At 70.0% G+C, this 8,387-nt stretch carries 7 protein-coding genes, 1 tRNA gene and 3 pseudogenes; 4 read left to right on the forward strand and 7 right to left on the reverse strand.

What is annotated here, in order from left to right; translation table 11 throughout:
• Nucleotides 1-44: 44 nt before the first annotated feature.
• Nucleotides 45-944: a hypothetical protein gene (locus LPA42_RS24720; RefSeq protein ID WP_077938277.1), complete on the forward strand. Its 900-nt coding sequence runs from the start codon at nt 45-47 to the stop codon at nt 942-944.
• A 63-nt stretch (nt 945-1,007) separates the two neighbouring features.
• Nucleotides 1,008-1,619, forward strand: a complete 612-nt coding sequence (locus LPA42_RS24725) for a hypothetical protein (RefSeq protein ID WP_158229433.1) — start codon at nt 1,008-1,010, stop codon at nt 1,617-1,619.
• Here LPA42_RS24725 and LPA42_RS24730 read toward each other — a convergent pair.
• The 3 genes and pseudogenes from LPA42_RS24730 to LPA42_RS24740 form a co-directional block, all read right to left on the reverse strand.
• A pseudogene (locus tag LPA42_RS24730) lies at nt 1,616-2,270 on the reverse strand (HAD family hydrolase). The gene LPA42_RS24725 and the pseudogene LPA42_RS24730 sit on opposite strands and share 4 nt — an antisense overlap.
• A 17-nt stretch (nt 2,271-2,287) precedes the next feature.
• Nucleotides 2,288-2,753: pseudogene (locus tag LPA42_RS24735) on the reverse strand (GntR family transcriptional regulator); the annotation flags it as partial.
• A gap of 226 nt (nt 2,754-2,979) precedes the next feature.
• A tRNA-Tyr gene (locus LPA42_RS24740) sits at nt 2,980-3,063 on the reverse strand.
• Nucleotides 3,064-3,210: 147 nt separating this feature from the next.
• Between LPA42_RS24740 and LPA42_RS24745 the strand changes: the two genes are divergently transcribed.
• Nucleotides 3,211-3,705, forward strand: a complete 495-nt coding sequence (locus tag LPA42_RS24745; RefSeq protein ID WP_043965453.1) for a YajQ family cyclic di-GMP-binding protein — start codon at nt 3,211-3,213, stop codon at nt 3,703-3,705.
• A gap of 29 nt (nt 3,706-3,734) precedes the next feature.
• Nucleotides 3,735-4,070: a YnfA family protein gene (locus LPA42_RS24750; protein WP_077938276.1), complete on the forward strand. Its 336-nt coding sequence runs from the start codon at nt 3,735-3,737 to the stop codon at nt 4,068-4,070.
• Nucleotides 4,071-4,101: 31 nt separating this feature from the next.
• Here the strand turns inward: LPA42_RS24750 and LPA42_RS24755 are convergent, their stop codons facing one another.
• From LPA42_RS24755 to LPA42_RS24770, 4 genes and pseudogenes are all read right to left on the reverse strand, one after another.
• Nucleotides 4,102-5,361 carry an MFS transporter gene (locus tag LPA42_RS24755; RefSeq protein WP_077938275.1) on the reverse strand — a complete coding sequence of 420 codons (1,260 nt, stop codon included), beginning with the start codon at nt 5,359-5,361 and terminating at the stop codon, nt 4,102-4,104.
• Between the two features lie 185 nt (nt 5,362-5,546).
• Nucleotides 5,547-6,425 (reverse strand): zinc metalloprotease HtpX, encoded by an 879-nt coding sequence (htpX, locus tag LPA42_RS24760; RefSeq protein ID WP_077938274.1) that lies wholly within the window; start codon nt 6,423-6,425, stop codon nt 5,547-5,549.
• Nucleotides 6,426-6,581: 156 nt separating this feature from the next.
• The gene (locus LPA42_RS24765; RefSeq protein ID WP_077938273.1) at nt 6,582-8,111 is read right to left on the reverse strand and encodes an NADH-quinone oxidoreductase subunit N; all 1,530 of its coding nucleotides are present in this window, start codon (nt 8,109-8,111) and stop codon (nt 6,582-6,584) included.
• A pseudogene (locus tag LPA42_RS24770) lies at nt 8,108-8,387 on the reverse strand (NADH-quinone oxidoreductase subunit M); the annotation flags it as partial. The pseudogene LPA42_RS24770 and the gene LPA42_RS24765, both read right to left, overlap by 4 nt.

The raw sequence follows: 8,387 nt of genomic DNA on the forward strand, positions 1-8,387 counted from the left end.
GCGAGTGTCATACCGGAGCTGGGCAGCGGGATCAGGGGGCAAGTGTGGCTATCCAGAAGCGCAAGAAGCTGGTGTCCTTCTTCGAAGTTCGCGACGAGCACGGCGACCCCCTTACCGAGACCGTGGATTGGCAGGACGTGCTGGCGGAGGTCGCAGCAGCGCCGCTTGAGCGACGCGAACAGAAAATTAAAGACATCATCCACTGGGCGCAAGTGTATCCATATGACGACGCCTACCATCTCGTTTTTGCCCGCGCCCGAGAGGAAGCGGTTTCATCGCTTGATCGGCAGACCGGCGAGATCCTCGACACCGAGGCCGACACCAACAAGCCATGGGTAGAGGTGTCCGTAATAAGCTTCCTGCCCGAAACCAACCGCTTCGGCTTTGTCCTAGGGACAGGAGCATCCCCGCGAGCATCAACTTTGGCGACTTGGTTCAACAGGTTCGGATCGTTTCAAGAGGCAATCACGATCGGCCCCGTCCTAAGTAGAGACGTGGTGAGCAAAATCAATGGTGCCGCAGAAGCAAGTTTAGTTCGAGCTAAGTTCGATTCCCATAACGCAACGGCGACGGAGGGATCTTCGCTCTTCGGAGCCAAGCACCTATTACAGGCGGGCTTTGGCGACGTCGAGGTCGAGCTAGTAATTAAGGTGAAGGGCAGAATCTCGGAAAGGCGCGAAGAAGAGCGCCACCGTCTCGCCTCCGCCGCACAAGATCTGATTGGTAAGGATTTCAAGCGCGCAGTCGCCCAGATTGTGACTTACGACGATGACGGCAACCCGCACCGGGAGGATGTCGACTTCCTCCACAACCGCATCACGAAGCGTAAATACATCGACGTTACGGACGAAGAGGGCCGCTCAGTTCGAATCAAGTCTGCCGTGCAGGCCATCAATCAGGCAGCCGACGCCTTGAAGGCCGACCTGTACGATCTGGACCGCTGACAAGGTTGTCGTACCCTACCGCTACGCTGCCTGAAGACGCAGAGGGGTGGGGCGAGGATGAGCGTGAACGTTCGGTACTACCCGAACCGGCGGCAGCTCATTTGGGAGATTATCCGCCATCCCGGCGGGTTCTGGTCGGATCACCCGAACGTTGATTTAGCCCTGTGCCTCCTATTCGTAGGCGGCCACGCTTTTGTGGTCTACAAACTCGGGCACGGCAACGTCTTGCACTGGGCTGATCAATCTCAGCGGTTGGCTATTTATTCGGCCGGCGCAGGAGTGATGTCGCTGATCGCCGGCTTTGCGGGTACCGCAATCGCGGCTTACGGAAGTTCGTCAGGGCCGGTGGTCACTGCTCTACGGTCGGCTCACGGCGAAAAGATCCGCAGCAACTGGCGCAACCTCACACGGTATCTTCTGACGGCAGCCGTCCTCTGTCTCGTCGCAATGGCTATTGATTCCAAGACCACTCCACGCGGCTCACAATGGGTATTTGAGGCTGCCTTAGCTATTGCAGTCGCGAAGTTCTCGCGACTGGCATTTCTGTTCGACCTGATCCTGACTGCGGTTGACTCAGGAGCAGAGAATCCCCGGCCGAAGCGCACACTCACTAGACGGAATCCCAATGCAACCGCAGAGGCAGGTTCCGTCGGGACTACAAACCAGGCCGACTAGCTCAAACTCATTAGAGCGGTAGCCAGTTCGCCCATGTCCGTGACTACGGTGTCCGCCCCTGCAGCCGGAGTACGCACACCTTACTGGGCCGATTCGCGAACCCAACCACGCGGACTCCTGCGGAACGCGCGCCCTCGATATCAGAGAGGGAGTCGCCAACTGAGACGCAGCGGACAGGCGCCTCGCCAAGCGCCGTGACAGCACGCAGAATCGGCTCAGGATTGGGCTTCACACAGGCGGATTCGGCGTAGGCTCGGCCGACCACCGAAGATACATACCCGGCGAGCCAGTGCGCCGCGAGGTAGGTCGTCACCGCGCCGGCTGAGTTGTTGCTGACCGCCGTCACCGGCATCCGGCGCCACGATGACTTCCCGGCCGTAAGGCGTCGGCTCGGCAGTCTGTACGGCTTGACGCTCGGCCGCGCAGAGCGCGTCCTCTATCGCCCGCGTGACACCGTGGTCGCCGGCCGCGCACGTGCGGCGCAGCGCTTCGAGCGGGTCCGGCTCGCTGGCGAGATCCGGCGGCACGTCGACCCCGCGCCGCCGCAGGACGTCCACCAGTTCGGCCGCGGCCTGCGGCGCTGGGTATCCGGTGAAGATGCTGCAAACCGGTCCGTCGAAGTCGAACAGCACCGCCGACCCCGCCGAGCAGTCAGCCGAGATCGGCGCTCATCCGTCGTACCAATAGGCGATGGTCGACCACACCGAGTCGAACCACTGGCGGGACGCTTCCATGAACTGCGTGCCGTGAGTCGTGTCGTCGTCGGTCACCGCGTAGTGGAACAGCGGTACGTCTCCTTGCCCATGAGGTCGTAGATCGCCATGGGCCGAGACGGTGCGCGCAACGACAGGATAGAAGCCGTAGAAGACCTCTTCCCCGTTCAGGATGTAGAGCTTGAACAGGGGCGACCCCTCGGTGCATCCACACCTCTACCGTGGTTGAGCGAATCAGGCCGGTCGCCCAGCTCGGCCACCTGGTCATGATGCCGTCTGCCGACCGGCGCGTGATGCGCTCGGCTCGCTCTCGTACCGCTGGATCGTCCGCCTGAGTCTCAGCCCGAGCGGGCAGCGCCATGGGCACCGTCATGTCAGAGATCAGCACCCCCATCGTGATCATCTCCGGCGCGAGCCTCCCACCCCCCACTGGCCCGGCGGCCGTACGACCTGGGGCACGCCACCGTATCGCTCTGGCTCAATGCAGGGGTGCCGGCTACCCAGGTCTCCGAGTGGGCCGGGCACAGCGTCCACGTTCTCATGTGACACAGCCAACGAGATCGAGCGGGCAAGAGCGGGACTGAGTGGGACTCACGAAAGAGGCCCCTGACCGGCGTTCTCGCTGGTCAGGGGCCTCTTTGTACACCTGGTGGCGGGTAGAGGATTCGAACCTCTGTAGCTTTCGCGACGGATTTACAGTCCGCTCCCATTGGCCGCTCGGGCAACCCGCCAGGGCGTCACCGCCGCGCCGTGGCGTGGCAGCGGAGCCAAGGATAGCGGTTGCTCCCGGGGCGAGCGCAACCGGGTACCGTCAGGGGGTCGTGCCGCTGGTTGGCGGCGCGTACGTGCACTGACCGCCGGACAGCAGGAGCATCAGCATGGCAGCGAACCCGTCGTTCGACATCGTGAGCAAGGTCGACCGGCAGGAGGTCGACAACGCCCTCCGCCAGGCGGAGAAGGAGCTCTCGACGCGGTTCGACTTCCGGGGCACCGGCGCGGAGGTCTCCTGGTCGGGTGAGGAGGCGATCAGCCTCCAGGCGGAGACCGAGGAGCGGGTCCGGGCCGCCCTGGACGTCCTGAAGGAGAAGCTGGTCAAGCGGAACATCTCGCTGAAGTCCCTGGACGCGGGCGAGCCGCGGCCCTCGGGCAAGATCTTCAAGATCGACGCCAAGGTGGTCCAGGGCATCGACTCGGACAAGGCCAAGGCGATCAGCAAGAAGATCCGCGACGAGGGCCCGAAGGGCGTCCAGGCGCAGATCCAGGGCGACCAGCTCCGGGTCACCGGCAAGAAGAAGGACGAACTCCAGGCCGTCATCGCCCTGCTCAAGAGCGAGGACTTCGGCATCGCCCTCCAGTTCACCAACTACCGCTGACGAGGGGCCCTACGGCTACGGTCTGACGCATGACGGTCGCCCGCTCGATCCTGCTGTTCCTGCTCGCCGCCCTCGCCGAGATCGGCGGGGCCTGGCTGGTGTGGCAGGGCTGGCGGGAGCACCGGGGACTGCTCTGGATCGCGGGCGGCGTGGTCGCGCTCGGGCTCTACGGCTTCGTCGCCACGTTCCAGCCCGACGCGAACTTCGGCCGCATCCTCGCCGCCTACGGCGGGGTGTTCGTCGCCGGGTCGCTCGCGTGGGGCATGGTCGTCGACAAGTTCCGGCCCGACCGCTACGACGTCGTCGGCGCGGCCATCTGCCTGGTCGGGGTCGCCGTCATCATGTACGCGCCGCGCAACGGCTGACCAGCCCCCACGCACCGGCCGAGCAGAACGCTCAGGCGGCGAGGGTCTGCTCGACGCGTACCGCCGTGGCTTCCGCGCGGGCGATGGGGCCGGCGGGCAGCGCGGCGACGGCGGCCCCGACGGCGACGGCCGACCCGGCGAAGACGAACGCCCACGGCACGCCGCCCGCGTGGTCGATGATCAGCCCTGCCACCGCGCCTCCGGCGGCGCTGGACGCGACCATGATGGTCACCGCCCAGGTGTACGCCTCGTTGAGCATGCCGGCCGGGGCGATCCGCCCGACGAGGGTGTTCTCCAGGGTGAGCGCGGGGGCGATGGCGGCCCCGCCGACGACCAGCGCGACGCCGAGGGCGAGCGGGCCGGGCATCACCGCGTACACGGCGAAGGTGGCGGCGACGGCGGCGAGCAGCCAGGCGAACTGGCGGGTCATGTTGGCCGCGGGCTTGCGGACGCCGAACCAGAAGCCGGCGGCGGCGCTGCCGAGGCCCCAGACCGCGAGCAGGACGCCGGCCATGCTCTCCGGGTCGTCGGTGGGCTGGTTGCCGGCGAACGCCGGCACGATGACCCCGGCGGCCCCGAACGCGATGCCGAGGCCGGCGATGCAGAGCAGCAGGGCGGGGAAGCCGCCGACGCGCAGCGGGCCGAGCCCCCGGGCGTGGTTCTCCTTCGGGTGCGGCTGCCAGCCGCGCATGACCCGGCCGAGCGCCACGGCGACGGTGCCGACGAGGGTGACCACGGCCGCGCCGACCAGGGCGGCTGCCGCGTCGGCGATGAGGACGAACGCGGCCACCAGCAGCGGGCCGAGCACGAAGACGACTTCGAGGAGCGCGGTCTCCGCGCCGAGGGCGGTGTTGCGCAGGTGGTACCGGCCGGTGGCGGGGCTGGTGAGGTCGTTCCAGGCGCCGCGCAGCGCGGCGGTCAGCGGCGGGTACGTGGCACCGGCCACCCCGGCGGCGAGGTAGATCAGGGCGATGCTGGCCCCGTCGGCGCGGCTGGCCCAGAGCAGCCCGCCGAGGGCGAGCGGGTGCGCGACGGCGGTCGCCAGCAGCACGGGGGTGGGGCCGACCCGGTCGGCGACGCGGCCGGCGACGGGGCTGAGCGCGGCACCGGCGAGGGCGTAGATGCCACCGGCGACGGCGGCGAGGGAGTAGCGCCCGGTGACCTGTTGCACGACGAGCAGCAGCGCCAGCGGCGTCATGCCGATCCCGAGCCGGCCGATGACGCCGAGGACGAGCAGCATCGGCGCGCCGGGGATCCGCCATACGCCGAGGTACTGGCGCAGTGCGGCCACGGGAACCTCCAGGGGGGTGCAAACGAGAGGGTGCGACGAGAGCATGTAACGAGCCGGAAACGTCCCGACCCTAACGCCGCAGGCTGGCGGCCGTGAACTGGTTATGGTGCGCGTCTCGCCGCGTACCAGACGAAACGCCCGCGCCCGGTCGGACCGGGCGCGGGCGGGATCGGGGTCGGGACGGGTCAGCGCTGGAACTGCACGGGGCCGGCGCTGGCGGCCATCCGCTCCAGGCGGGCGACCCGCTCCTCCATCCGGGGGTGGGTGGAGAAGAGCGCGGCGATGCCGCCGCCCCGCTTGAACGGGTTGTCGATCATCAGGTGGGCGGTGCTGGTGAGCTGCCCCTGGGCCGGCAGCGGCCGGGCCTGGGTGCCCAGGTGGATCTTCCGCAGGGCGCTGGCCAGGGCCAGCGGGTCCCTGGTGAGCCGGGCCCCCGACTCGTCGGCCTGGAACTCGCGGCTGCGGCTGATCGCGAGCTGGATCACGGTGGCCGCGAGCGGGCCGAGGATCAGGGTGAGCAGCAGCACGATCGGGTTGGGGGCGTCCTCGTCGTCACCGCCGCCGAGCGGGATGAACCAGGCGATGTTGGCCAGCATGGTGATGATGCCGGCGAGGCCGGCGGCGACGCTGGAGATGAGGATGTCCCGGTTGTAGACGTGCGACAGCTCGTGCCCGATCACGCCCCGCAGCTCCCGGTAGTCGAGGATCTCGGTGATCCCCTGCGTGACGCAGACCGCCGCGTTGGCCGGGTTGCGGCCCGTGGCGAACGCGTTGGGCTGGGAGGTGGGGCTGACGTAGAGCCTGGGCATCGGCTGCCGCGCCTCGGTGGCCAGCTCGCGGACCATCCGGTACAGCTCGGGGAACTGTGCCTCGCTGACCGGTTGCGCCCGCATCGAGCGCAGGGCGAGCTTGTCGGAGTAGAAGTAGGTCACGCCGTTCATCACCAACGAGACGACGACGGCGACGACGAGCCCGCCGCTGCCACCGAACCAGTAGCCGACCGCGAGGATCAGCGAGGTCAGCAGGCCGAGCAGCGCTGCGGTCTTCAGACGGTTGTGATGCACGATCGCTCCTTCGGTGCGCGGACCGCGCGGGATCCGCTGACCGGTACAACACCTCGGTACCCGCCAACCATCCGTCTCAACGCTGTGAGTTGCCTGGGATCGACCTGCGGAAACACTGAGGTCGGGGCACCGGCCCGGCGACCGTTCAGGGGCCGCTCAGCGGGCGGCGAGGTCCAGCACGAGCTGCGGGGCGAAGCCGACGGCCACGGCGACCAGGGTGGCCACGGCGAGGGTGCCGAGCACCGCCCAGGCCGGCCGGGTGCCGGCGGCGCCCCCAGCGCCGGCCGCCACACCGGCCTCGGCGGGCGCGGCGGTCTCCCCAGCCCCGGCGGTCTCGGCGGGCGGGGCGTAGAGGGTGGCGGCGAGGCGGAGGTAGTAGGCCAGGCCGATCACCGCGTTCACCGCCACCATTAGCGCCAGCCAGCCCGCGCCGCCGTCCAGCAGCGCCCGCACCACGGTCACCTTGGCGAACAGGCCGGCCAGCCCCGGCGGGAGCCCGGCCAGCCCGACCAGGGCCAGCGCGAACGCCCCCGCCACCCAGGGCCGCCGCCGGGCCGCGCCGCGCAGGTCGGCGAGGCTGCCGCCGTCGGCTCCCGCCGGGCGCAGCGCCACCAGCGCCGCGAAGGCGGCCAGCTCCAGGACCACGAAGAACACGGTGTACGCCACGGCGGCGGCGTACGCGGCGGCGCGGGCGTCGGCGGTGCGGCCGGCGGCCAGCGCGAGCGCGCCTAGCGGGGCCAAGATGTAGCCGGCCTGGGCCACCGACGACCAGGCGAGCAGCCGCACCGTGCGGCGCTGGCGCAGCGCCACCAGGTTGCCCACGGTCATGGTGAGCACGGCGAGCCCGGCCAGCACCGGGCCGGTCACCTCGGCCGGCAGCGCCCGCTGCACCACCGCGAGCAGGGCCACCACGCCGCCCAGCTTCGACGCGGTCGACAGGTAGGCGGCCACGGGCAGCGGCGCGCCGTCGTAGGTGGCCGGGGCCCACGCGTGGAACGGCACGGCGGCCACCTTGAACGCCAGCCCGAGCAGCACCAGCGCCACCGCCGCCGTGGTCAGCGGCACGTCCAGCAGGTCGGGTCGCCCGGCGAGCAGCGCGCCGACCCGGTCGAGGTGCAGGCCGCCGGTGACCGCGTAGAGCAGGGCCGCGCCGAGCAGGGTGACGGTGGTGGCGACCACGCTCACCACGAAGAACGTGACCGCCGCCTCGGCGGAGGCGAGGCTGCCCCGGCGCAGGCCGACGAGCACGTACAGCGGGAGGGTCAGCGTCTCCAGCGCCACGATCAGGGTGATCAGGTCGCCGGCCGCGCCGAGCACCACGCCGCCGGTCATCGAGCAGGCGAGCAGGAAGCAGTATTCGCCGACGGGCGACCGCCCGGCGCGCAGCGCCGGCCCCGACAGGGCCAGCACCCCGAGGGTGAGCAGCGCGAACAGCGCCCCGACGAGGGCGGCCCGGCCGCCGTAGACGTACGAGCAGTCGGCCGCGACGCAGAAGGTGGACCGCGGCCCGCCCGCCCCGACGACCGCGCTGCCCAGCCCGGTGGCGACCGCCCCGGCGGCGGCCACGGCGACCGTCGCGGCGGCGCGGGCCACCAGCAGGTCGGCCAGCAGCACCAGGACGGCGGTGCCGGCCGCCAGGTAGGCCGGGAGCAGCGCCACGTTGTCGACGCTCTGCACCAGACTCATTTGAGCACCCCCACGAGGGCCGCCACCGGGTCGGCGGCGACGCCGAGGACGAGGGTGGGGGCAAGGCCGACGGCGAGGGCGAGCAGCACCAGCGGGGCCCAGGCCGTCCACTCGGCGGCGGCGAGGCCGGGGCCGATCCGGCCGACCGCCGGGCTGGCCGGGCCGTGGGTGACCCGGCGCAGCAGCCGCAGCAGGTACGCGGCGGTCAGCGCCCCGCCGACGGCGGCGAGCACGCCGAGGGTGGTCCACAGCGGGCCGCCCCGCCCGATCGCGGCG

Source organism: Micromonospora sp. DH13 (assembly GCF_020873825.1).
Classification (GTDB): domain Bacteria; phylum Actinomycetota; class Actinomycetes; order Mycobacteriales; family Micromonosporaceae; genus Micromonospora; species Micromonospora haikouensis.